This is a genomic window from Brevibacillus ginsengisoli, from assembly GCF_050113715.1.
In the GTDB taxonomy this organism is placed as follows: Bacteria; Bacillota; Bacilli; order Brevibacillales; family Brevibacillaceae; genus Brevibacillus_H; species Brevibacillus_H ginsengisoli.
Window position 1 is genome coordinate 22,425 of the sequence record NZ_JBNJQR010000007.1, and the last position, 23,536, is coordinate 45,960.

Annotated in this window: 20 protein-coding genes and 1 riboswitch; of the genes, 5 read left to right on the forward strand and 15 right to left on the reverse strand. The window is 45.1% G+C overall.

Annotated features, from left to right (window positions below; all coding sequences use genetic code 11):
- Positions 1-2: 2 nt before the first annotated feature.
- From ACQCN2_RS14900 to ACQCN2_RS14915, 4 genes are all read right to left on the reverse strand, one after another.
- Entirely contained in the window at positions 3-764 is a 762-nt protein-coding gene (locus ACQCN2_RS14900; RefSeq protein WP_426929728.1) for a hypothetical protein, read from the reverse strand.
- An 87-nt stretch (positions 765-851) separates the two neighbouring features.
- Positions 852-2,042: a hypothetical protein gene (locus tag ACQCN2_RS14905; protein WP_426929729.1), complete on the reverse strand. Its 1,191-nt coding sequence runs from the start codon at positions 2,040-2,042 to the stop codon at positions 852-854.
- A 128-nt stretch (positions 2,043-2,170) separates the two neighbouring features.
- Positions 2,171-3,475 (reverse strand): UDP-glucose dehydrogenase family protein, encoded by a 1,305-nt coding sequence (locus ACQCN2_RS14910; protein ID WP_426929730.1) that lies wholly within the window; start codon positions 3,473-3,475, stop codon positions 2,171-2,173.
- 9 nt (positions 3,476-3,484) lie between these two features.
- Positions 3,485-4,426, reverse strand: a complete 942-nt coding sequence (locus ACQCN2_RS14915; RefSeq protein WP_426929731.1) for a lysylphosphatidylglycerol synthase transmembrane domain-containing protein — start codon at positions 4,424-4,426, stop codon at positions 3,485-3,487.
- 246 nt (positions 4,427-4,672) lie between these two features.
- A riboswitch (cyclic di-AMP (ydaO/yuaA leader) is annotated at positions 4,673-4,805 on the forward strand.
- 94 nt (positions 4,806-4,899) lie between these two features.
- Between ACQCN2_RS14915 and ACQCN2_RS14920 the strand changes: the two genes are divergently transcribed.
- Complete coding sequence (locus tag ACQCN2_RS14920) at positions 4,900-6,717, forward strand: APC family permease (protein WP_426929732.1); 1,818 nt, start codon at positions 4,900-4,902, stop codon at positions 6,715-6,717.
- A gap of 84 nt (positions 6,718-6,801) precedes the next feature.
- On the opposite strand, the gene ACQCN2_RS14925 is transcribed toward ACQCN2_RS14920, so the two are convergent.
- From ACQCN2_RS14925 to ACQCN2_RS14935, 3 genes are all read right to left on the reverse strand, one after another.
- Positions 6,802-7,539, reverse strand: coding sequence for an MBL fold metallo-hydrolase (locus tag ACQCN2_RS14925; protein WP_426929733.1), 738 nt, complete (start codon positions 7,537-7,539; stop codon positions 6,802-6,804).
- 76 nt (positions 7,540-7,615) lie between these two features.
- Positions 7,616-8,074 carry a MarR family winged helix-turn-helix transcriptional regulator gene (locus ACQCN2_RS14930; protein WP_426929734.1) on the reverse strand — a complete coding sequence of 153 codons (459 nt, stop codon included), beginning with the start codon at positions 8,072-8,074 and terminating at the stop codon, positions 7,616-7,618.
- Between the two features lie 156 nt (positions 8,075-8,230).
- Complete coding sequence (locus tag ACQCN2_RS14935) at positions 8,231-8,440, reverse strand: hypothetical protein (RefSeq protein ID WP_426929735.1); 210 nt, start codon at positions 8,438-8,440, stop codon at positions 8,231-8,233.
- Positions 8,441-9,528: 1,088 nt separating this feature from the next.
- On the opposite strand from ACQCN2_RS14935, the gene ACQCN2_RS14940 reads away from it, so the two are divergent.
- Together ACQCN2_RS14940 and ACQCN2_RS14945 are read left to right on the forward strand one after the other, a co-directional pair.
- Positions 9,529-9,693: a hypothetical protein gene (locus ACQCN2_RS14940; RefSeq protein ID WP_426929736.1), complete on the forward strand. Its 165-nt coding sequence runs from the start codon at positions 9,529-9,531 to the stop codon at positions 9,691-9,693.
- Between the two features lie 105 nt (positions 9,694-9,798).
- Complete coding sequence (locus ACQCN2_RS14945; protein WP_426929737.1) at positions 9,799-10,131, forward strand: HIT family protein; 333 nt, start codon at positions 9,799-9,801, stop codon at positions 10,129-10,131.
- A 67-nt stretch (positions 10,132-10,198) separates the two neighbouring features.
- Here ACQCN2_RS14945 and ACQCN2_RS14950 read toward each other — a convergent pair whose 3' ends face one another.
- The gene (locus ACQCN2_RS14950; protein WP_426929738.1) at positions 10,199-11,575 is read right to left on the reverse strand and encodes a serine hydrolase domain-containing protein; all 1,377 of its coding nucleotides are present in this window, start codon (positions 11,573-11,575) and stop codon (positions 10,199-10,201) included.
- A 101-nt stretch (positions 11,576-11,676) separates the two neighbouring features.
- The gene (locus ACQCN2_RS14955) at positions 11,677-13,029 is read right to left on the reverse strand and encodes an aspartate kinase (protein ID WP_426929739.1); all 1,353 of its coding nucleotides are present in this window, start codon (positions 13,027-13,029) and stop codon (positions 11,677-11,679) included.
- Between the two features lie 252 nt (positions 13,030-13,281).
- On the opposite strand from ACQCN2_RS14955, the gene ACQCN2_RS14960 reads away from it, so the two are divergent.
- Complete coding sequence (locus ACQCN2_RS14960; RefSeq protein WP_426929740.1) at positions 13,282-14,226, forward strand: MBL fold metallo-hydrolase; 945 nt, start codon at positions 13,282-13,284, stop codon at positions 14,224-14,226.
- 138 nt (positions 14,227-14,364) lie between these two features.
- On the opposite strand, the gene hcp is transcribed toward ACQCN2_RS14960, so the two are convergent.
- The gene (hcp, locus tag ACQCN2_RS14965) at positions 14,365-15,663 is read right to left on the reverse strand and encodes a hydroxylamine reductase (protein ID WP_426929741.1); all 1,299 of its coding nucleotides are present in this window, start codon (positions 15,661-15,663) and stop codon (positions 14,365-14,367) included.
- Between the two features lie 291 nt (positions 15,664-15,954).
- Between hcp and ACQCN2_RS14970 the strand changes: the two genes are divergently transcribed.
- The gene (locus ACQCN2_RS14970; protein WP_426929742.1) at positions 15,955-16,740 is read left to right on the forward strand and encodes an enoyl-CoA hydratase/isomerase family protein; all 786 of its coding nucleotides are present in this window, start codon (positions 15,955-15,957) and stop codon (positions 16,738-16,740) included.
- Positions 16,741-17,111: 371 nt separating this feature from the next.
- Here the strand turns inward: ACQCN2_RS14970 and ACQCN2_RS14975 are convergent, their stop codons facing one another.
- The 5 genes from ACQCN2_RS14975 to atoD all read right to left on the reverse strand — a co-directional run bounded on the left by ACQCN2_RS14975 (position 17,112) and on the right by atoD (position 23,449).
- On the reverse strand, positions 17,112-19,067 hold the full coding sequence (locus ACQCN2_RS14975) for a sensor domain-containing protein (RefSeq protein WP_426929743.1): 1,956 nt from the start codon (positions 19,065-19,067) through the stop codon (positions 17,112-17,114).
- Between the two features lie 371 nt (positions 19,068-19,438).
- Complete coding sequence (locus ACQCN2_RS14980) at positions 19,439-20,761, reverse strand: TIGR00366 family protein (RefSeq protein WP_426929744.1); 1,323 nt, start codon at positions 20,759-20,761, stop codon at positions 19,439-19,441.
- Positions 20,762-20,885: 124 nt separating this feature from the next.
- Positions 20,886-22,070, reverse strand: a complete 1,185-nt coding sequence (locus tag ACQCN2_RS14985) for an acetyl-CoA C-acetyltransferase (RefSeq protein WP_426929745.1) — start codon at positions 22,068-22,070, stop codon at positions 20,886-20,888.
- A 61-nt stretch (positions 22,071-22,131) separates the two neighbouring features.
- Positions 22,132-22,788 (reverse strand): 3-oxoacid CoA-transferase subunit B, encoded by a 657-nt coding sequence (locus tag ACQCN2_RS14990; RefSeq protein WP_426929746.1) that lies wholly within the window; start codon positions 22,786-22,788, stop codon positions 22,132-22,134.
- A gap of 1 nt (position 22,789) precedes the next feature.
- On the reverse strand, positions 22,790-23,449 hold the full coding sequence (gene atoD, locus ACQCN2_RS14995; RefSeq protein ID WP_426929747.1) for an acetate CoA-transferase subunit alpha: 660 nt from the start codon (positions 23,447-23,449) through the stop codon (positions 22,790-22,792).
- Between the last annotated feature and the right edge of the window lie 87 nt (positions 23,450-23,536).

A 23,536-nucleotide genomic window follows, 5' to 3' on the forward strand; every position in this document is an offset into this window, starting at 1 on the left:
GTCTACGCCCGACGCTTGCGAAGTGTTCTTATGATGATGAGAGCCAGCACGAGCAGAATAACGATGATGGGAAGCCAATTTTTTAGGCCACCCATACTGCTTGCCGCGCTTCCTTGCTCCTTCTGATTTCCAACATCTGCACCCACGCTAAAGTGTCCCACTTCCAAGCTTTTTAGCTGGAATTGTTCTTGAAGGGTTTTGAGAATCTCGTCTTTTTTCGTCTTGAACAATGCTTGATCTGGCGCTTTTACGCCGACCCCAAATAATCCGGGGTTCCCCAGTGACTGCAATTCCTGTTCAAAATCTTGACGAATCTTTTGATCCAAAGCAGGGTCTTTTGCTTTCACGACAGGAGAGAGGGCATCATATGTAGCCAATCCCTTGGCAAGAAGCAGTTTCCCTTGCTTATAATCCGTAAAATCCTTATCAACGCCATCGAGTCTGCGAGCGACATTGAGCACCAATGTTTTTTGAAAAGCGTCTATGGCAGCTGCTTTGTTCTGTTGATCCAATGATTGGGCAATCGCTTCACCCGGCTTCGTCCCCATGTGCATATCCAATTCTTCTTTTACCGTTAGAAACGATGTCTTGGCACCGGCAAAATCAGGCGGCGTCTGGTTTAAAGCCGCAACCACTTTCTTGTAAACCTCCGCTACCGCTTCCTCGTTGGGATTGCCATACGAATAGGCAGATGCCAGATGCGGCTGCACTGTCACAACCAGTACTAGCAGCAATAAAGATAAGATCACTTTTCTTATACCCATGAAGAATTCTCCTTTGCCATCACGTCAGTAAATAGGAAGATAGCACAAATCATGCACACCGCATTCGTGTGCATGACCCAGCTTAGGTTACTTCCCGTATTTTGTTAGTTTATCCAAATCTGCTTCGACTAGTTTAAATACTGCCGTTGCTCCATCTTTGTTGCCAGCCTTCACTTCGTTGATTAATTTTTGTGCGTTATCAATTAACGCTTTGGCTTTGGCTTCGCTGCCAAGCGCTTTTGGCAGATCATTCTTCACGACATCAATGAACAATGCGCCTTCCATCGCAGTGATGGCCGCCTTGTCTTTGCCCCAGTTCTCGAAGGTCTCTTTGTATTCACCCTTCGCTGTATTGGCAAAAGCGCGAACATACGCCTTGTTAATCAGATCTCCTTTGATGTTCTTCACGTCATTGGAAAGATCAAACTGCTGGTTAATATAATCAACGTCCGCTTTGTCATTTTCACTCAAGTAGCCTTTCAGCGACTGGAAGAACGCCCAGCCTTCCGCTTGCTCGGCTTTCAGATCGTCTTTGCTGCCTTCTTTCACGAGACCTTCAAGCTTATAGCCGTACCCTTTTTCCGCTCCGGAAGCGAGGTAGAAGGCTTTCATGATCGTTTTATCAACGACTTGCTTGCCAAGGTTGAACGCAAGGTTATCTCCTTTTTCAAGCGCACTGTCCATCTCACCAAAACCAGCATCAATAGTGCTTACCAGTTGGGTACCGTACTTGGTATCACGCTTGCCAACCATGTCTTTCATTAAGCCGTCATAGAAGCCTTTTGCTTCAGTAATTTCAGCTGTTGCTTTATCTTTATCTTTAAACTTGTCGTTCGCTTCCTTGAAATCGTGACGCATGGATTGGAAGAAAACTTTATACAAGAGTTTCTCGTGCAATTCAGCAACCGTCAAAGCGGAGAGTGAACCATCTTTTCCAGCATTCATCGCAGTTTCCAAATGATCATTGGTTTGGTCACTGTTCTCTTCATCGCGGGATTGAACCAAAGCTTTCAGGTTATCTCCGTAGATTTTTTGGGCCTTATCCCAATCTACTTTGCCGCCAGCTTTTCCTTTTTCCAATTCTGCAATCAGATCTTTAGCTGCTTGGGTATACTCAGCAGGAGTCAATTCTTTTTTCTCTTCTGGCTTCACCTGCTCAGTGGATGCTGGCTGTGTTTGGGCAGCATTGGTGCTAGCTGGAGCCGCTTGATTGCCCCCGCAGCCTGTAACCAGCAGACCGACTAATGAAGCTGTTGCTAATAAGTTAAATGCCTTCATGAAATGAATTCCCCTCTCCGCTCTATACAACAATGTAATAATGATAATCGTTATCAATCACACTTTGTATTCTATTTGAGAGTGAGAACCATTGTCAATTGGTTTTTTCGTTATCGCTGTCCTCTTCTTTATTTTCCTAATCCAATGTACACAAAACCTTCACTTTCTGCCGTCTTGCGTTCGAAAAGATTACGAAAATCAAACAGATAAGGCGCCTTCATCCGACCTCTCACACTTGCCAAATCCATCTCTCTAAACTCATTCCAGTCTGTTAGAATCACGACTCCATCAGCATGCTGGATTGTGTCCTCAAGATTGTTCCCATAGGCAACCCGATCCTGCCAAAGCTTGCGGGCATGCTCCATCGCTTGCGGATCATAAATCCGAACGCGGACTCCCACTTCCAGGAGCATATTGATGACGTCCATCGCTGTCGAGTCCCGCACGTCGTCTGTTCCTGCCTTAAAAGCTACACCGAGTACAGCCAGCTCCACATTCTCCAGACTTGGATAAGACTCTCCGATCCTGTTCACCAGATATTCTTTCTGCAAATTGTTACTGTAAAGTGTAGCCTCCACTAATGGCAGCGAGATGCTTTTGTCACCAGCCATGCTGCTTAGTGCCGTAGTGTCTTTCGGCAGACAAGAACCTCCGAAGCCGGGGCCTGGTTGCAAATGCTTGCCCCCAATTCGATCGTCCAACCCCATCGCGTAGGCCAGTGTCCCCACATCTGCCGCCAAACCATCACAGAGTCGGGCCATTTCATTAATAAAAGCCACTTTCATTGCCAGAAAGCTGTTCGACGCATACTTCACCAATTCCGCCGTTTGAAAATCCGTAACCACAAACGGAACTCCTTGTTGCTCGAACGGGCGATACAACGCATACATGATCTCAAGTGAACGCTCGTTGTCTGTACCCAAGATGATACGGGATGGCTGGTAAAAATCATCCAACGCGTGTCCCTCACGGAAAAACTCCGGATTCGAGACGACATCGTACGCATCGTAATCGTTCCCGCATGCATGAAGCAGTTCTTTGATTTCCTGATTGGTCCCCACTGGTACCGTGCTTTTGGTCACGATGAGCTTGTATCCGACCAAATTCTCACCTATCGTTCTCACCGCAGAGAAAAGCGCGCTTCTATCCACATCTCCCCGATAATCAATTGGTGTTCCAACCGCCAGAAAAATGACGTCTGCCCATTTGATCCCCTCCTCCAAGTCGTTGGAGAAGCGAATTCTGTCAGCCTTGATTTGCTCGAGCAATACTTCTTTCATCCTTGGTTCATAGAGAGGAAGTTTGCCTTGTTGCAGGCATTCAATTTTCTGTTTATCTATATCCAGGCATAGGACGTCCCAGCCAAAAAAGGCGAGGCCGACTCCCATCGTCAACCCTACGTACCCTGTTCCCATAATGGATATTTTTGTCATGTAGTTGCCTCATTTCTGTTCTTCTAGCTTTTTCTTTGCCGTCCATTTTCGTACATCCCGCAGCGATACAGGCGAGGTGATGAGTACATAGGCGCCTGCCGCGAATGAAAAGATGAATTTGAATCCGTGACTAAGCAAAGCAACCGCGTATGCGTTCGAAAGCGACATCCCCACTGCCGCCAGCGAAAAGCTCATCACACTCTCGTACGTTCCAATCCCGCCAGGAGTAAAATTAAACGTCTGTCCCGCAATCGTCATGCTGGTCACCCAGACCCCCTGAAGAAAAGACAGCTTGATCTTTAAAGCGTGAGCAACACCAATCACCACAAACGCTTCCAGTAACCAGCTAATTGCGGTCAAGCTCACGATCATGACGCCGCTTGTTCCACTCATCGCTTGCTTCATTAGACGGACATGCTTGTGCAGGAAGCCAGACAACTTCTGTTTGGATAAAAAATAGACAAGGCCGATGACAAGCATGATTCCCAGCACAAATCCAATCATCGCGAACCACGAAACACGAAGCCCGATGACCAAGACCCCGATCCCGGAGAATAGCCCCAGCGTAAGGACATCCAGACTGCGAAGTACAATCACGGAATGAGCCGCTTCGTCCCAACTGGCATGCTTGCCTTGGACCAGATAACCTGCTCGCACAACTTCTCCCACTTTAAACGGAAGAATGTGATTGATGAATAAACTATAAAATAATGCATGCAGACAAACCTTGAAGGATACATGATCATGCAAGTATCGTCGCCAGGCAACGGCCCGCAGAACAAAAGCCATACCATACAAGACCGTCATCAAAAGTAGAGCTATCGGCTGAGCAAGCAGACGCAGCAATTGATTCGCGACTAGCTTGAGATCAAACCACCCCAGGCACAGGTACACAAACGCGGCAAAAATGATCAGGCGAATGCCCCAAATTCCAATCGTTTTTTTGTTCATTCCATATGCAATCCTTTAACCATCATAGTCTTTTGATAGCCATTCATTCTTCCGGAAAAATATAGTACGAACGTCCCATTTCCAGACGAAAAACAGCTCATCCACAAATATAGCAGAACATGATTCAGATAGCAGTAAGAAGCTAACGTGTAATTTTGTCCATTGTAAACGCTTACTCAGCGATTTTAGACACTTGCTGTTTGAATTTCGGGAGTGTAGGATTTCGTATGTAATTATCTTAAATTGAATAGGTGAACGCTTAATCGAATGAACGGGGGAACCAATCTTCTGGGGTGAATCTCATCTGAAGCGATGAGTAGGGCAACTCGAATCTGTCCGAATCCGTCAGCTAACCTCGTAAGCGTGGATCGGGGTGAATACTGTTGACACAAGACCGTACTTAATCCTCCTTGTGTTTTTTGTGTTGTAAATGAGCGATTGAACTATCTTACACAAAGCGGGGATTACACATCATGGTATCGAAGTTAAAACGTTTTCTCATTGGCCGCCCAATGAAATCAACCGCACTGGCTGATGAAAAACTGAGCAAGCTGAAAGCGTTAGCGGTCCTCTCATCTGACGCTTTATCATCGGTCGCCTACGGAACAGAGCAAATCTTGCTCGTTTTGATGGTGGGAGGCTTTACCGCCCTCTGGTATTCCATTCCGATTTCGATTGCCGTACTCGGATTGTTAACTGTTCTCATCCTGTCGTATCGCCAGACGATCTTTACGTACCCCTCTGGAGGCGGAGCGTACATCGTCGCAAAGGAAAATTTGGGTTTGCCTTTTGGATTAGTGGCGGGTGGTTCGCTTTTGGTGGATTATATCCTGACGGTTGCTGTTAGCGCTTCTGCCGGCACCGATGCCATTACCTCAGCTTTTCCGTTTTTACACGAGGACCGTGTTCTGATTGCAGTTGGCATGATTCTTATTCTTACCATTCTGAATTTGCGCGGGATCTCCGAATCAGCCACCATTCTTGCTTATCCAGTTTATCTGTTTGTTTTTGCTATTTTCGTATTAATCATAAGTGGATTCTATCAACTGATGACAGGAACGATTCCTGCTCACCAACCTACCTATGGTGTCTCGATTTCGGGTATCAGCCTATTTATTCTGTTAAAAGCCTTTAGCTCAGGCTGTTCGGCGCTAACAGGGGTGGAAGCAGTATCCAACGCCATTCCCAACTTCAAGGCACCTTCTGAAAAAAATGCGGCCATTACCCTTGCAATGATGGGGGCAATCCTGGGCTGTATGTTTATTGGCATCAGCTTTTTGGCCTACTGGTATGGAATCTCTCCTAACCCGAAAGAAACGGTTGTCTCTCAAATTGCAGCGGCTACGTTTGGACGCGGCGGGATTTATTATGGCATTCAGACGATCACCGCTTTGATTCTGTTCCTAGCCGCCAATACGGCATACTCCGCTTTTCCTTTACTTGCTTTTATGCTGGCGAAGGATAAATTTATGCCGCACATGTTCATGGTACGAGGAGATCGGCTCGGCTTCTCCAACGGGATTATTGTGCTAGGTGTGTTCTCTGCTCTGCTCATCGTGATTTTCAAAGGAGATACGGAGAACCTGATCCCACTGTACGCACTGGGCGTATTTATTCCGTTCACGCTGTCACAGGCTGGGATGATGAAAAGATGGTTCACGCGCAAACCTCGAGGCTGGGCGCTTCCATTTAGCATTAACACGATTGGGATGCTCACTACGCTATCGATTGCCCTTATTTTTACCATTACGAAGTTTTCGCAGGTGTGGATCATCTTTGTGTTTTTGCCAGTGGTTATTCTCGTTTTCCGCAACATTCATCAGCATTATGACGATATTGCCGAAGAGCTGCGAATTGACATTTCTCGGGACAAGCCGATAAGCAAAGACAATGTGGTTGTCATTCCGGTTGCCGGGGTAACCCGTGTGGTCATGGAAACGATCGGCTACGCCAAGTCGATGACGGATAATGTGGTGGCCGTTTATGTAGGCTTTGATGATGAGTCCGTCGACAAAATGGAGAGCAAATGGGCGGAATGGAATCCCGGCATTCGTCTGATCGTCCTTCGCTCCCGCTATCGAAGCATCCTGAAACCGTTAATCAAGTTTATCGATACGGTTGAATGGAAAACAGCGAAGAATGGCCATATTACCATCTTAATGCCGCAGTTTATCACGAAGAAGTGGTGGCACAACTTCCTGCACAATCAGACCAGTTGGCTGATTCGCGCCTACCTGTTCACTCGTAAAAACGTAACCGTAGCAACCGTGCCATATCATTTGCAGAAATAATCAAATGAAAAAGCAACGACCAGCCATCACACGGCTGGTCGTTTTTTAAACTTTCAGGAACCATCTTGGCTTGTCGATCTTTTTCTACTCGGAATAGTCTTGTATGATCTTTTTCAAAGCCGCCTTCACATCGCCCTGAAAAACCCCTCCATGATAGCAAATCAACTGATCAATGTCGTAGTCAAGCATTCGTCGAACGGAGCGTACAGCCTCTTCCATATCCATTGTATATTGAGGATTTGCGATATTCAGAGCTCCTTGCTGCACGACAACAGCGTCCCCAGCGATCAATGTTTTACTTGCTGGAAGGTACAATGAGATATGGCCAGGCATATGACCGGGAGTGTGGACAATCTCAATGCCACCGCACCAAGGAAGTCGTTCACCGGCAGAGACCGTGCGATCAACCGATGCCGGTTCAATGGATTTCACGAAGGACATAAATTGTTCCGCAAAAGGCTTTGCTTCTTCCGGCAACGCATCAAAGCTCGATTCCGCTTGTTCAAGCCGTAAAGACTTTTTTGTCCCATCGATATATGGTTTTTCAAAGTCATATGCAATAATCTCCACTTGCGGGTACAATCGCTTTAAAGCGGCAAGCGAGCCCATATGATCCAAATCGTGATGAGTCACGATCACTTTGGTTAACGAGGCAAGATCGACATTATTCCGTTTGGCGGCTTCCTCAAGATAGGCTTCAAAATTTGGATAACCACAGTCAATCAGAATGGTATCTTGCTCACTTTGAAGAATAACAGGATGAATGACTTGCCTTTGTCCGCTATACTCAAATTCAATGTCCAGTACATGTATGTAATGCATACAATACCCTCCCATTATATTTGCTACCTATCATTATATCAGTAACCCTCCTCAAGAAACCCAAATCCCCCCATTCTTAAAGTTGAATTTCTTGCAGGCAAGCTAACAATTCCTTATGCAGCCGGAGTAAGGATTCCACATCATTCTCATCCAACTTCTCCAATGCTAAGACCATCGCTTTATAAGAAAAGGCCTTCTCACTTGATTTTCTTGATAATTCTTCTCCTTTTGACGTTAACTTAAGATGGATTTCTCTTCTGTCTTCCTTGGAAATTGTACGTTCTACTAAGCCCTGTTTAACTAATCCGTCTACGCTTACACTGACGGTACTTTTAGAGGACATAAGCCTTTCCGTGATGTTTTTAAGCGTTAATCCGGGAAACGAATACAAAGTATTAATAATCGATAATTGTTGTAAAGTGATGCCTAAGCTCTCTGCATTCTGCTGTGTGAATTTTGTTGTGGTCTTGTTTATCGCCCAAAATGATTGCAATAACTCCATCGCTTTTTTCACTTTTTCATCTTTATAATTCATTTTTGGAGTACTCCTTTATCGATATCGTTCATTTCTGAATAGTTCATTTTAGAACTAATTATAATGAATATCGTACGGACATTCAACAAGGTATCCGCGTTCAGTCTACATTCGAATTTTCACAGGACGGCAAGTGGCTGGAATCAAGTAAGCTCTTTAGTTTACAGCATAAAAAGGGACGTCTAATTCGCTTCCACGAATCAGACGTCCACGGTGTTTCGCTTCTTTTCTTCGCATTTCTATCTCCGGTCGTTCAGGTTTTCGCTCCACCGGGTTGATTCCATTCCATGATCCTCGCTTCAAACTAGGATCCATTTTCCCTTCTCGTACCAGCTTTTCGCGGAATCGCTTCGCTTTACTTGCCATCTTGATCAGCTCCTTTGTAACTATCATTATACAACGTTCTGGTGGGAAAATGAAAAATTCGGCGTGAATTTTTCCAGAATAATCCTTCATTTGTTATAATCGCTTTAAGCTAGATCATGTCAGGGGTGACACCAATTTTTAAATTGAAATCGTTCACTTTTTGCCTGGGAATTGTTAGCATTTTAATTTGTCTGGCTGATAATTTAGGAAGCAGCCTAGCAAACATTATCCTTGTACGACTTAATCCCGTTGTAGAATTCATGATTTTTAAGGAACCATTCAAAAACTGGATGGTAGATGTTGAGGGCACAAAATTGATTGAAAATAGTATTGTAATCCGCCTTCAATTCCCTGCCTACCTCATACACCTAAGTACATTCCTCTTCATCGGACTAATCATCGACTATTTTATTTACTTAGCTAAAACAAAGCTGAGCAGATAACCCTAGTCTGTGAAGCCCTCCCTGAATTAAGCCGTAAAATACAGATAAATGGAGGGGTTTATTTTGATTGATATTATTTTTTATATACTCATGTTGTTTCTAACAGGATTCATTGCGCTGAAGCCTCTCGCTTTTTGGTATAGTCGAGATTGTGAGCCTTCAGAGTTTCGCATCGATATGATTCGAATAGTTTCCTCCGTGTTGTTTTTCATCATGTTAATTGGATTATTGCTTAATTTCTGATCACAATTACTATTGTATAAAATCATTATCATAATTATCATAATTATCATAATTATCATAGTTATCATAATTACCATTAAATACCACTTATTCTTAATTTATGTTATTGTTTAGGAAGGGATTTTGGAGGTAGTTAGATGACTGAATTAATGGAGATTGCATCCGCGATTTTGGTCTTCATGTTTTTCAAATACGCTTTCTCAAATGTGAAATTGCCGTGGAGAAACATGGTATTTGAGTATATTTCAATCGTTTTGATTATTTGGGTTATAAAATCGCTTATTCGTTTATTTGGTTCCTTTTGACTGTTCTTTTCACCAGACTATCGTGTCAAAAATAATTGACCAATTGCCTTATTAGCGGTAACGTATTTGGTAATTATTTGTAAAGGTGTGTTTATACATGCAAAATCAATTCGCAGTTGGATGGGGAACCCTTGCTCTTATCAATGCCGGATTAGCACAAGGTAAGAACCGTAGTGGTCTTAATTGGTTCATTCTTTCCATATTTCTCGGGCCAATCGCCACACTCATTATCGTTGTTTTGGATAAATTACCAGAATCTTAAGACTTATTACAATGAGCAACTTGCAATACATTCCTAAATTAACCTTCCATCAAATGAAATTTCTGAGTCATCAATACCAATAAGAAGAGCGAAGGAAGATTACATATGACAGAAGATTTTTATTGCGAGGAAGTTCTAAGTGGAAAAACCCCAATTCAAAAAGTTTGGGAGACGGATCATGTTCTCGCCTATTATCATACCCGCCCCTATTATGAAGTCCATATCGTTGTCATCCCTAAAAGACATGTTTTATCTCTTTTAACGTTAGAGGAAAGTGATACAGACTTGCTCATCGAGTTAATTGAAGTTGTCAAAAAGGTTGCCTCTCAGGTTGTAATGGAGTACGGAGCGAGTAGAATTATGACCAATCTTGGGGAGTATCAAGACTCCAAGCATTTACATTGGCACGTCATCTTTGGTAAACAAATCAGAGAGTAAATACTCGAAGACAACAAAACTCTTAGCACTTCGCCAAGAGTTTTTGTTATGTCATTCTAAAAGACCGTCACTTACGCTTCAATACGTTCTCTTCCCGATACAAATCCCGATAGATTAGCTCCTTGGGCTGGTTATGCTCATCCAATCGGAACTCTAGTACTTCATCTACTACTTCGGTGGTCAGCACAAGAGACTCTCCCTCTTTTTTCACAGGGATGACTGGATACTTGTACCATGCGCCGTATCGTTTGGCTGAGGCGAGGTAGAGCTTGCCGTCTGCTTCCACGCTGAGGATTGCTTTCACTTGATCCTTGGCCGCTTCTTGGGCGTTCTCTTGACTTCCCCCCTGAACTGCTTCCAGATAGTTCCCTGCCAAGCTAGCCATTTGCTCAGTAGTCAACGGCACAACTGTGGCCACTTTTAGTGGTTCAACCGATTCTCCTAAAGCGATTTTTGCCAAGTCCATGCTAATCTGCTCCACTGGGGTAAGCCCTACGTTGCTTAGTACGATAACCGTTACCTGATCCTCGACGAATCGAGCGATATGGTTATGAAATCCGCTTACATCCCCTAAATGACTGATGCGGGCCCGCTTGTTTCCGCCAATTTCGGGCTGTGAGATATGCCAGCCATATCCTCCATAAATGGGCATATAAGCGGTGAACATCTTCTCGCGTGAAGCTTGTGTAAGCAGCTGATCCGTATACAGCGCTTGATCCCAGCGGTACAAATCCTCTACTGTGGAATACAGGCCGTATGCGCCAAGAGCCAACGCCAAATCCTCAAACTCCGGATGAATGTAGGACTCCCAGACTGAATAGCCCGAGGCCGCATTGCGCAGAATCGGGCGTCCGTCATCACAGCCCGAATCGTTCATTCCAAGAGGTAGCAGAATGTTCTGACGAAGGTAATCAGCGTAAGCTAAACCTGACACCTTTTCAATGATAGCCGTAAGCAGCAAATATCCCGAGTTGCTGTAGCTCCAGCTCTCCCCTGGTTGAAAATCAAGCGGCTTGTCTCGAAATAAATCGATGGCTTGTGCCAGCGTATGCTTCAGGCGCATGCTCGTTTCCCAAAAATCCAGTGTTGCCGCATAGTTGGGAATGCCAGACGTATGTGTCAGCAGGTGATGAATCGTGATTTGATTGCCATGCGGATAATCTGGCAAATAAACGCCTATGAAGTCCTCTACCCGCAACAATCCTCGTTCTTCCAACTGCATGATGGCCGCTGCGGTAAAGCCTTTGGTAAGCGAGCCGATTCGGAATTTGGTTGTCGAGGTATTGGGAATCAGGTGGGAGTGATTGGCGAGACCAAATCCTTTACAGATCAACGCTTCTCCTTCTGCAGCAACGAGAACCGCTCCATGAAAGTACCCTCGTTGGTCAAGTCCCTGCATGTACTCTGTCAGCTTGGTTTGAATATGGGTGGCCGTATTGTTCATTTTCCCTCTCCTATTTCAAGAATAAATAGATTATGCCAACAAAAAAGCCCAGAAGCAATTGCTCCCAGGCAGTTTATGGCATGAACTCAGTAAATTTCCATCTAAATCAGAAAAAACTCGTGATACAACGCCTTCACGGCACGACCCGCATCCTCAGACTTGACGCCAAACATCATGCTAACCTCAGATGATCCTTGGTTAATCATCTCCAGATTGACGTCAGATTGGGCCAGGGCTGTCGTCGCACGTGAAGATACCCCGATAGAGCGTCTCATTCCTTCGCCCACGATCATCACCAGCGCCAAATCATGCTGAATCGATACATCATCCACCTGCAACTCATCTTTAATGCGCCCCAGGACACGAGTTTCTTTTGCCTTGTCGAGTTGGTTCTCATGCAAAATCACCGAGATGTTATCGATCCCAGACGGTGTATGCTCATAGGACAACCCTTCGTCCTCGAAAATTTGCAACAGGCGCCGACCAAAGCCAATCTCTCTGTTCATTAAATATTTGCTGACATAGATACTGCAGAAACCACTGTCACTGGCGATTCCGGCGATCGGATTATTCGCTGGGTGACGCTCCGAAACAATCATCGTACCCGGAGCGCTTGGGTTGTTGGTGTTCTTGATACATACTGGAATCCCCGCGCGAAAAGCTGGCAGAAGCGCCTCCTCATGAAATACGCTAAAGCCCGCATAAGATAACTCACGCATCTCCCGGTAGGTGATCTCATTGATTTTGCGGGGATTTGCAATAAGGGACGGATTCACCACGTAAACCGAATCCACATCCGTGAAGTTCTCGTATAGTTCTGCCTTCACCGCTGCTGCCAGAATGGAGCCTGTAATGTCGGAACCGCCACGGGAGAACGTAACCAACGCCCCACCAGGCGAGTAGCCAAAAAATCCTGGAAACACCACGACCTCTTGACGGTTCTTCAACTCCGCCAGCTTCTCGTACGATTCATTCAACACTTGAGCATTGCCGTATTCGTCACTTACCAGAAGCCCTGCCTCTTTTGGATTCACGTAAGAGGCCTTCAAGCCTTTGGCGGTAAAAAAGGCAGCCAAGAGCTTCGCCGAATTATCTTCGCCAGCGGCTTTCATCGCATCCATAAAAGCAGCCGGGTTGGAACGTTCCATTCCCGCTAATTCCTGCAAGTCGAGAGTAATTCGCTCCATGATTTCTGTCGGCAACGCCAATTCGTCTGCAATTTCCTGATAGCGGTTTACAATTAATTGTAATTCGCGCTCTGCCTCTTCATCGGCTAAAATTTTATTCGCACAAGAGATTAACAGGTCTGTTACTTTACTATCGTCCTTATCTCGCTTGCCAGGTGCCGAAACGACAACGATGCGCCGATCTGGATCATCCGATATAATGTCATATACTTTTTGAAACTGTGCTGCTGAAGCCATTGATGTACCGCCAAATTTGCAAACCTTCACGTTTTATTGCCTCCTATCCACTCCACACGGACATTTGTATTTATTATATGTACTGATTATACTGTAACGCATCTCGTATGTCTTGGAAAAGTGAAAAGTCGTTAAAAAAATTAGAAAACCTACTGCTCCATCCTTTGACCCGTCTCGAACAGCTTGAATAGAAGAAAAGTCATTGGGAATTAAAGGAAAATTCTGATATCATTATCCACACAACATTAAATTCCAATCATCATCCTATTACTGGAGGTTCAAATGCGTCAAAAGCAAGTGATCGAGACCCCCTATTTTACATTAGAAGAAGTATCGAATGCCGTCTATGCAGCCATTGCGAAGCCGGGAAAAGGTGCGATGGGTAATGCGGGTTTTGTGGATGTAGGAGAAGGACTGCTTGTTTTTGATACATTTACGACTCCGCAAGCAGCTCGATCGCTTCGTGTGATGGCGGAAGAGTTAACGGGAAAACAGGTCAAATATGTGGTAAATAGTCATTATCATGGTGATCACACATTTGGTAACCAAGTGTTCCCCGAAGCAACGATTATCTCAACGGAGCTTACTCGCATTTGGCACGCTGAGAAAAACATCATCTCTAATCTTGAAGACGAAAAGAAGTCGATGGAAGACTATCTCGACAACTTGAAGTCAAGAATTCAGGATGAGGAAAACGACGTAGCTCGATTCAGTTTACAAAAGCAATACGGTGATATTGAGCAAGTCTATTTTTCATTGGATGAGCTCCAAATCTTTTGGCCAACTCTAACGTTTGAAAAACATATGACGATTCACGGCAGTTCCCTCTCCGTAGAGTTGTATTGCTTTGGCGGTGGGCATACGGTCAGTGACGCCGTGATGCTTTTACCTCAAGAAAAAATTCTTTTTGCTGGTGATCTTATTTTTGAGAATCATCATGCGCCTATTTATGACTCTGAAGCGTTTAATCGAAATCTACAAGAACTCAAAACTTTAGATTTTCATACAGTCATCCCGGGTCATGGAAAGCTTGCGTCTCGAGAACAGCTGGATGTAATCCTTCACTACATCGAGTATGTAAAACGAGACGTTGATACACAGATGAATGAGGGAAAAACGCTTGATGAAATTCTGGAAACTCCTACTCCACAACCTTATGCTGCCTGGGCAGGAGTGGACGGGTACAAGCGAAATTTGCGAACGGTTTATCAGGAGCATGTTAAATGAGGAATGAAAACGGTAGGACAGCTCGTTCAAAGATAAATATTCATAAGCAAGAAGCCGATATCCCTTGGGCAGGAAATATCGGCTTTTTTCGCTATTGTTAAACCTTTATTGTTTTACATTTGATTATTGGAGTTTGATTTAGTTAGAAACTGTACCCAACATTTCGTTCATGTCTTCTTGCGCATTCCCAATCAGCTTGATTTTGAACAAATCTTGCAGCACAGTGAGTACGCCTGGTTGGATGAACTCAGGAAGTTTAGGACCAATGCGAACGTCTTGAATGCCTAAGCTGAACAAGCCAAGCAAGATTGCTACCGCTTTTTGTTCGAACCAGGAAAGCACGATGCTAACTGGAAGTTCGTTTACTTCGCATTCAAACGCTGCTGCCAGAGCCGCCGCAATCTTGATCGTCGATACGGAGTTGTTGCATTGTCCCAAGTCAATGAAGCGTGGGATGTCGGTTCCTGGCACTGTACCGTAGTCAACGTCATTAAAGCGGAACTTCCCGCAGGAGGTTGTGAGAATTACGGTTTCTGGCGGCAAGGAAGTAGCCAACTCGCGGTAGTATTCTCCACCTTTACCTGGCGCATCACAGCCTGCGATGACGAAGAAGCGCTTGATTTGGCCCGCTTTAACCGCTGCGATAATTTCTGGTGCAAGTCCCAGAACCGTTTCATGGTGGAAACCGGTGGTCAGAGTTTGCTCAGATTCAATGTTGGCTTCTGGAAGCTCAAGTGCACGTTCAATCAGTGGACCGAAATCGTCGTTCTCGATTTTCGTTACATTCTCCAAGCCAGTCACTTTGTAAGAGTAGAAACGGTCAGCATAAGAGCCTTTGATCGGCATGACACAGTTAGTAGTTGCTAGAATCGCTCCAGGGAACTCTTCAAACAAACGGCGTTGGTCGAACCAGGCTTTACCGATGTTGCCTTTCAGATGGGCATATTTTTTCAATTGTGGATATCCGTGAGCAGGGAGCATCTCGGAGTGTGTATAGATATTGATGCCTTTGCCTTCTGTCTGCTTCAGCAATTCTTCCAGAGCGAACAGGTTATGACCGGTTACCACGATGCATTTGCCTTCGATTTTGTTTTGAGAGATGGTAATCGGTTGTGGAATACCGAAACGATCCGTGTGAGCCTTATCTAAGAGTTCCATTACCTTGATTGCCGCTTTCCCAACTTTCATCGCCATTGCCAAATGCTCTTCCAGATTGAAGTTCACGTTGGTCAACGTAAAGTAAAGAGCCTCTTGGGTAATTCCGTCTACCTCAGGATCAATATAGCCAAGTTCGCGAGCATGTGTCGCATAAGCCGCGATTCCTTTCAAAGCAAAAATGATTGTATCTTGAATGCTGGCAAGCTCTTCGTTTTTTCCGCATACGCCCAAAACGGTGCAGCCGCCTGTAGGTGTTTGTTCACATTGGTAACAGAACATTAAAATCTCCTCCTAAGAACTCATTCGTTGTTTTTCTTAACTAAGGAGATCATAAGCCAAGAGACATTTGTCACATGTGATTGTACGCACAAAATGAAGATTGTTCATATTTCTGTTACATTTTCAATTAGATTTGCCATTTTGATTACTCACAGGAAACTTAAAGATTAGGGAAACCATTTTTTGGTATGTTTTTTCTTGTTGATTTTTTACATATATTGGGATACATTGAATTTAGAATTTATATGACTGAGCGTTCAGTCAGTTCACTTAACTATTGGAGGGACTCACATGTTAACAAAAGATGTCGTTCTCTGTACGGTGGAAAATGGTATTGCGAGAATTACCCTAAACAGGCCAGATGCACTTAATGCATTAAACCGAGATGTACTTGAACAACTTTCTTCCATCTTGGACAAAGTGAAAACTGATTCAAGTGTAAAGGCAGTGATCATCACCGGTGCCGGGGAAAAAGCATTTTCTGCAGGTGCGGACATTCAGTTTCTCCATACAGCCACTCCTCTCGAAGTACGGGATTTAGCTCAGCTGGCTGTTACGGTTACAAATAAAATCGAGTCATTAGGAAAAGTGGTTGTTGCCGCGATCAACGGCTTCGCACTAGGAGGCGGACTTGAAATAGCTGAATCCTGTGCGCTCCGTGTGTGTGCCAATCATGCTAGATTAGGACATCCTGAAGTCCGGATTGGGGCTGTTGCCGGTTTTGGCGGAACTACGAGACTTCCCAGACTTATAGGAAAGGGACGCGCCGCTGAACTCTTGCTCACCGGAAACACGATAAGCGCAGACGAAGCTTACACAATCGGACTGGTTAATCGGGTTGTTGAGCCTGATCAGTTACTGGCAGAAGCAGAAGCTCTGATCCAAGAAATTCTGTCTCAGTCTCCTATCGCAGTAAAATTAACTTGGGAGGCAATTCATCGGGGGAGCAATCTAACCTTGGAAGAGTCCGCGCTTCTTGGGGCAGATTACTTTGGTCTGATAGCGTCCACAGAGGACTTCAGAGAAGGAACCAAATCATTTTTGGAAAAAACCCAGCCCTCCTATACAGGAAGATAAAAATCCTGATGAAAGAAAAGACTTCGTCCCTTTACGCTCTGTGGAAGTTCGCAATGAAGGAGAGAAGTCCGCTCTCTCAATCCGAAAGGGAGTCGCCAAACGCTTCGCGCCCCTAAAGGGGTTGGGTGGCGACTCTTTTCCCTTTCTCCTTTCCTCCCCCTCTCACCGGGGGGCTGAAACGTCGCTAGGCGTCACTTCCAAGGAGACTGCAAGCGGACGAAGTCTTTTCTTGAGTGGGCTTACGCGAATGGAAGGAAAGCTTAATCACTTTGCTACTGTAAAACGATTAAGCTTTCCGATAACGAACAAAAAGACAAGTCGCAATACGGAGACTTGTCTTTTTGTTCGTTTGGGCAACTACGCTTATGTACCTATTCTCTTAGAATCGAGTAATTGATCTTCTCTTGTTCAAGCAAAGCGACACATTGATGGGCTGGTATCGGAGGCGAAAACAGATAGCCTTGCATCGCATTGCAGCGTTGGGAGCGTAGAAAAACAGCCTGCTCTTCCGTCTCAATCCCCTCTGCTATCACTCTCAAATTGAGGTTGTGCGCCAGTGTAATAATAGCCGTTGCGATGGCAGCGTCTTCCCGGCTTTTTGTCATGTCGCGAATGAATGACTGATCGATCTTGAGGCAATCGATCGGGAATCGCTTGAGGTAGCCAAGCGAAGAGTAGCCCGTGCCAAAATCATCAATTGATATCCGAATCCCGAAATCTCGTAAATCGCGTAACACCGCAATGTTGGCGTCCGAGTTCTGCATGAGCACACTCTCCGTGATTTCCAGCTCAAGCCACTCTGGTTCCAGTCCCGTTTCCTTTAGGATGTTTTTGATAGAATCAGCCAAATCCATTTTGACAAACTGACGGGGCGAAAGATTAACGGAAACTGGGACACGCGGGAAACCTGCCTCGTGCCAAGCTTTGATTTGAGAGCACGCCTTTCGCAGCACCCATTCTCCTATTCTCAGAATCAGACCTGTCTCTTCTGCTAGTGGAATGAATGTGGCGGGTGAAATCATCCCTTTCTCCGGATGCTTCCAGCGAATCAGCGCCTCCAAGCCCATAATACGCCCGGTGGAGAGATCAACTTGCGGCTGATAGTAAACGTCAAACTCTTCTTTGTCCAACGCACGACGAATGCTGTTCTCCATCATCAGCCTTTCTACCGAGCGCCTGTTCATTGAAGGAAGATAGCATTGGAATTGATTGCCTCCGTTCAGCTTGGCATGAACCATTGCTGTATTGGAGTTACGCTCAATTTGGTCGACGGTTTGTCCATCATTTGGGTACATACTAATTCCAATGGTGGCTGTAATAAAGAACTCATGCCCCTCCACAAAGAACGGTTCATGAAACTGGCGTAAAATCCTCTCAGCCATACCTGACGCCTGCTCTTGGGAAGTGTCTGTGAGAATGATCGTAAATTCATCGCCGGAGATTTTAGCCAACATATCTTGTCTTCTAAGCTGTGTGGTGATTCTTTTGCCAACATCGCGTAATAGATATTCACCCTTCGGATGGCCCAACGCGTCATTGACAATTTTGAATCGATCGATATCCAGAAATAGCACAGCAATCTCTTGTGTTCTTCCGTCTGTGATTATTTCCTCCAAACGCTCGCGAAACGCCAATCGATTGGGAAGTTCAGTAAGGGGATCATTGTAGGCAAGGTACTGAATTTTCTGTTGATCAAGCTTGCGTTCTGTAATCTCCTGGGCGACGATAAGCAGGCACTCTACTCCCTCTTCGGAGAGGAAAACAGGAAAAATTAGACTCTCAATTTCCTTCCAGTGGCCGTCACTGTGGAGAATGCGAAAATCAGTTTTTGCTGAATGTTTCTGTTGCATCAGCTCTGATTTAACTCCTCGAAGCCTATGATGGTCATCTGGGTGTATGTACTGATAACATGAGGTCCCTTGATATTTTTCTGGTAAGTAGCCAAGAATTTTGAAGTGTGAAGGGGAAGCAAAGCGAATCCATCCATTCAGATCGACGAGGGCAATCAGATCGTGCGTATTCTCCGCGATCAGGCGATTAATTCCCTCATCGTTATAAATTGTCTCAGCCGTCGATTCAAGTGGCTTGGCATACAGCAGGATTTCGCTGACATCACCGTAAGTAAACATGGGCACAACAGCCAATGCAACGTTACTGGAAATGGCTCTCTTATTAGCAGACTGATCAACAAGTTCCACCTGGATTATCGTCCTGTTCCCTAGCCAGGCGTTCTCAAGGACATCATTCAGTTCAAGATGGTTGGAATCCGCCACGATTTGAAAGATCGTCCATTCTTTTATTTCATCCGTACCCAGTAATTCAGGCAAACACGAGCTCCAACGCGTCAATTGTGCTTCCCGATTTATGGTAAACGAAGTGATTCCGTCTGTATTATATAAAGGAAAACGTATTTTTTTGTGAAGAGACTGGTTTATGAACATTTCATCAACCCCAAAAATGTCTTGTCAAAATTACATTTATTAACAAATACCAACACAGCAAACAAGCTTATAAAAGACACCAGATAGCTTAACTATAAATTAGCTTTCCATTGATTTCAATCAAAAAGACCTAGTTCCTTTTTCCCTCTTATCACCGATAGAGATTTCGGTATAGTAAAAAAGGAGCACCTCATCCTGAAACAATCAGAGGTAGCTCCTTGCGACTGATACTTATACGTTATAGAGGCTGTGCTCGTTTAGAAGAAATACAACCCTCCAATGAAAATCAATCCTGACCATAAGAGCGCCGTAACACAGAAGCCCATGATGTCACGAACACCTAATCCTGCGATAGCCAAGGCTGGCAGTGCCCAGAATGGTTGAGCCATGTTCATCCATGCTTCCCCATAAGCAATCGCCATTGCCGATTTACCAAGGTCAGCACCTAATTGCTGAGCAGCTGGCATAACGAACGGTCCTTGGACAACCCAGTGTCCACCACCAGAAGGTACCGCAAAGTTAATGACACCAGAGCTGAAGAAGGTAAGAATCGGGAAGGTATCTTTGTTGGAGACTTCGATGAACCAGTTTGTAATAATTCCACCTAATCCTGAATGCTCCATCATCAATTGAATACCTGCGTAAAACGGGAATTGCGCGATAATCCCTGCAGTTCCACGAGCTGCATTCACGATTGCTCTCATATAAGACATCGGTGTACCGTGCAAGATAAGTCCCAATGTGAAGAAGATCAAGTTTACAGTGTTAATGTTAATGTCAAAACCTTTTTTCGCAAAGTACATGACGAGATAGACGATACCGATACCACCAATAATATAAGCCAAAATCCGACTTTCTTCCATGCGTTCAGCCCATGTTGCGTTCTTCGGCAATTCGCGTGCGGTAGATGGTTCTTCAGCCAACAATGCTGGATCAACCGAGACAACTTCCTCGTCTTTGCGAATCATCATTTTGGTTAGGAACGGAAGCGTTAAGATTAAAGCGAGTTCAATAAAAATGTTGTATGGCGTAAGCAACGTATCTGAAATCGGAATAAGTCCAATAGTAGCTTCCATCGGATTTCCTTTGGTCGCTGCAACAAGCGGAATTGACGCGGACAAACCACCGTGCCAGGTTAGAAACCCGATGTACGCACTGGCGATTAACAATCGATAATCAGATTTGGGAACTCGACGGGCAACTTCGCGCGCGAACAATGCCCCAACAATCAGACCAAATCCCCAGTTCAGCATACTGGCAACTGCTGCTGCAAATGTTACAAGCATGACACCTTGAGCCGGAGTTTTGGCGATGGATGCCATCTTTCCCATACCGCGGCGCAGCAAAGGAGAACTGGCCAAAGCGTGCCCGGTGACAACGACCAAGGCCATCTGCATAGAGAACGCCAACAGATTCCAAAAACCGTCTCCCCACATGTTGACCATGTCCGTAATCGAATGAGGAGTAACAGTGAAGCCCAGAACAAAAACGAGGATCGTTAAAAGCATGGCAAAAACGAATGGATCAGGCAAATATTTCTGGATCATAGCTGTAAAAAAACGCGAGATTGAATTAACCATATCGTGTATTCCCTCCAAACTAACTCTAGTATCTTGAGATGAAGTGAATGGAAGGGGGCGCTCAACTCTATTTTTCACCTTACGCGCCCCGTTTACTGAATCATCTCATCAGCAGGACTTCTTGCTACATTTCGACGATTGTGGAGATTCCCATACCTCCGCCGATACAGAGTGTCGCCAAACCTACTTTATTTTCACGACGTTTCATTTCATGCAGCAGGGTTACTAAGATTCGCGCACCGCTTGCACCAACAGGGTGACCGAGTGCTACTGCTCCGCCATTCACATTCAGTTTTTCATTCGGTATGCCCAGTTCGCGTCCAACCGCCAATGCTTGAGCAGCAAATGCCTCGTTCGCTTCCACCAAGTCGATATCGTTGATGGTGAGACCTGCTTTTTGGAGAGCTTTTTGCGTTGCTGGTATTGGACCGAGTCCCATTACCTTAGGATCTACACCGGCTGAAGCCATCGCGCGCAGAGTTGCCAATGGTTTAATGTTCATCGCTTCTGCGCGTTCTCTACTCATGAGTACAAGTGCTGCTGCACCGTCGTTGATACCAGATGCGTTACCCGCAGTAACCGTTCCTTCTTTTTTAAATGCAGGTTTCAATTTAGCCAATTGATCTCTAGTAACTCCCGCACGCGGAAATTCATCCTTGTTGAAGAGAATCGGATCACCCTTACGTTGCGGAATCGGCACAGGGACAATCTCATCGGTAAATCTATCTGACTGGATGGCTTGCTCCGCCTTGTTTTGACTCCACGCGGAGAACTCATCTTGCTCTTCTCGTGTAATCCCATAGCGTTCCGCAATGTTTTCCGCTGTAATTCCCATGTGGTACCCGTTGAATGCACAGGTTAGAGCGTCATAGACCATGCTATCCATCACAGTTTGGTCACCCATGCGGTAGCCGGTACGCGCTTTTGGCATGACATACGGTGCAATACTCATGTTTTCCATTCCGCCTGCTACAACCACATCCGCATCGCCAAGCATGATTGCCTGCGCAGCCAAATGAACCGCTTTCATTCCAGAACCGCAAAGTTTATTGATAGTCAGAGCTGGAATCTCCTCTGGAATCCCTGCTTTTATTGCGGCTTGTCGAGCTGGGCCTTGTCCGACACCTGCTTGAAGAATGGTTCCCATAATCACTTCATCCACTTGTTCAGGAGCGATACCTGCGCGATTGAGTGACTCTTTTATCACGATTGCACCCAATTCAGGCGCAGGAATATTGCTTAACGAACCCATAAAGTTTCCAATTGCCGTACGGACAGCGCTTACAATTACAACATCTCGATTACTCATTTTTTACACCTTCCATGTCTGATAGATTTAGACTAGGTTTACTGACGATTACGAGGGACGATTAGGCAAGTTGTTTCTCCTTGAACTGGCTGCCTAATTTGAAGGAAGCTTCTGTTTTGGCTTTGATTGTTTCAAGATCTACACCTTCCGCAAGCTCTTCCAATACCAGTCCTTCATGATCATAGGTAAACACACCCAGTTCCGTTACGATCATCGAGACGACACTTTTACCGGTAAGGGGTAAAGAGCACTTCTTTAAGATTTTTGGAGATCCGTCTTTTGCGGTATGTTCCATGGCGACAATTACTTTTTTGGCTCCTACCACCAGATCCATCGCTCCGCCCATGCCAGGAACGATTTTGCCAGGTACCATCCAGTTGGCGAGATTTGCTTCCTCGTCAACCTGCAAACCACCCAGTACACTCACGTCGACATGACCGCCGCGGATCAGGTTAAATGACATGAAGCTATCGAACATAGCCGCTCCAGCAATCATTCCGGAAGGCTGACCACCTGCATTGACCAGTTGAGGATCAGGCTCTCCAGTTACAGGTCCCAAGCCTATGTAACCGTTTTCAGATTGAAGAATGACATGAACGCCTTCTGGCAAATAATTTGAAACCATTGTTGGCAATCCGATCCCTAAGTTCACTACGTCGTCGTTTTTCATCTCCTTGGCAACACGTCTTGCAATGATCTCTTTTGCAGAAAGTACCATGTTACTCACCCTTTCCTGAACAAATAATTTTGTCGACCAGTATTCCCGGAGTTACGATTTCATCTGGATCTAACTCTCCCACTTCAACCACTTCTTCTACTTCAGCTACGACCATATCGGCAGCCATCGCCATGACAGGGTTAAAATTACGAGCGGTTTTATTAAAAACGAGGTTACCTGCCTTGTCCGCTTTTTGGGCGTAAATAAGTGCCAGATCCGCACGTAAAGGTTTTTCAAGCAGATATTCTTTTCCATCAACCATCAATTTTTCTTTTCCTTCTTCCACTACAGTGCCAATCCCCGTTGGTGTCAAAACACCTCCAAGACCAGCTCCACCTGCACGTAACCGCTCCGCTAATGTTCCTTGAGGGACAAGCTCTACGTCCATCTCTCCCGCAATCATTTGTTTGCCTGTTTCCGGATTGGTTCCGATATGGCTAACAATCGCTTTTTTTACTTGCCTGTTTACAACCAGTTGGCCAACGCCTTTATCAGGAAATGCCGTATCATTACAAATCAACGTGATATCTTTGATTTGTTTGTCCATTAACACTTTCACCAGTTCATCGGGAGTCCCGACACCCATGAATCCTCCAATCGCCACTGTCACGCCATCCGTAAATTGTCCGGATAGTTCTTCCGTACTTGTTAATTTTTCCATGAAGAACACCTCCATAAAAAGTAATGTGATGTAATGTTTCGTTACGCCACTATACAGTTGCATGAAGCGTGCCAACTCGACAAAAGG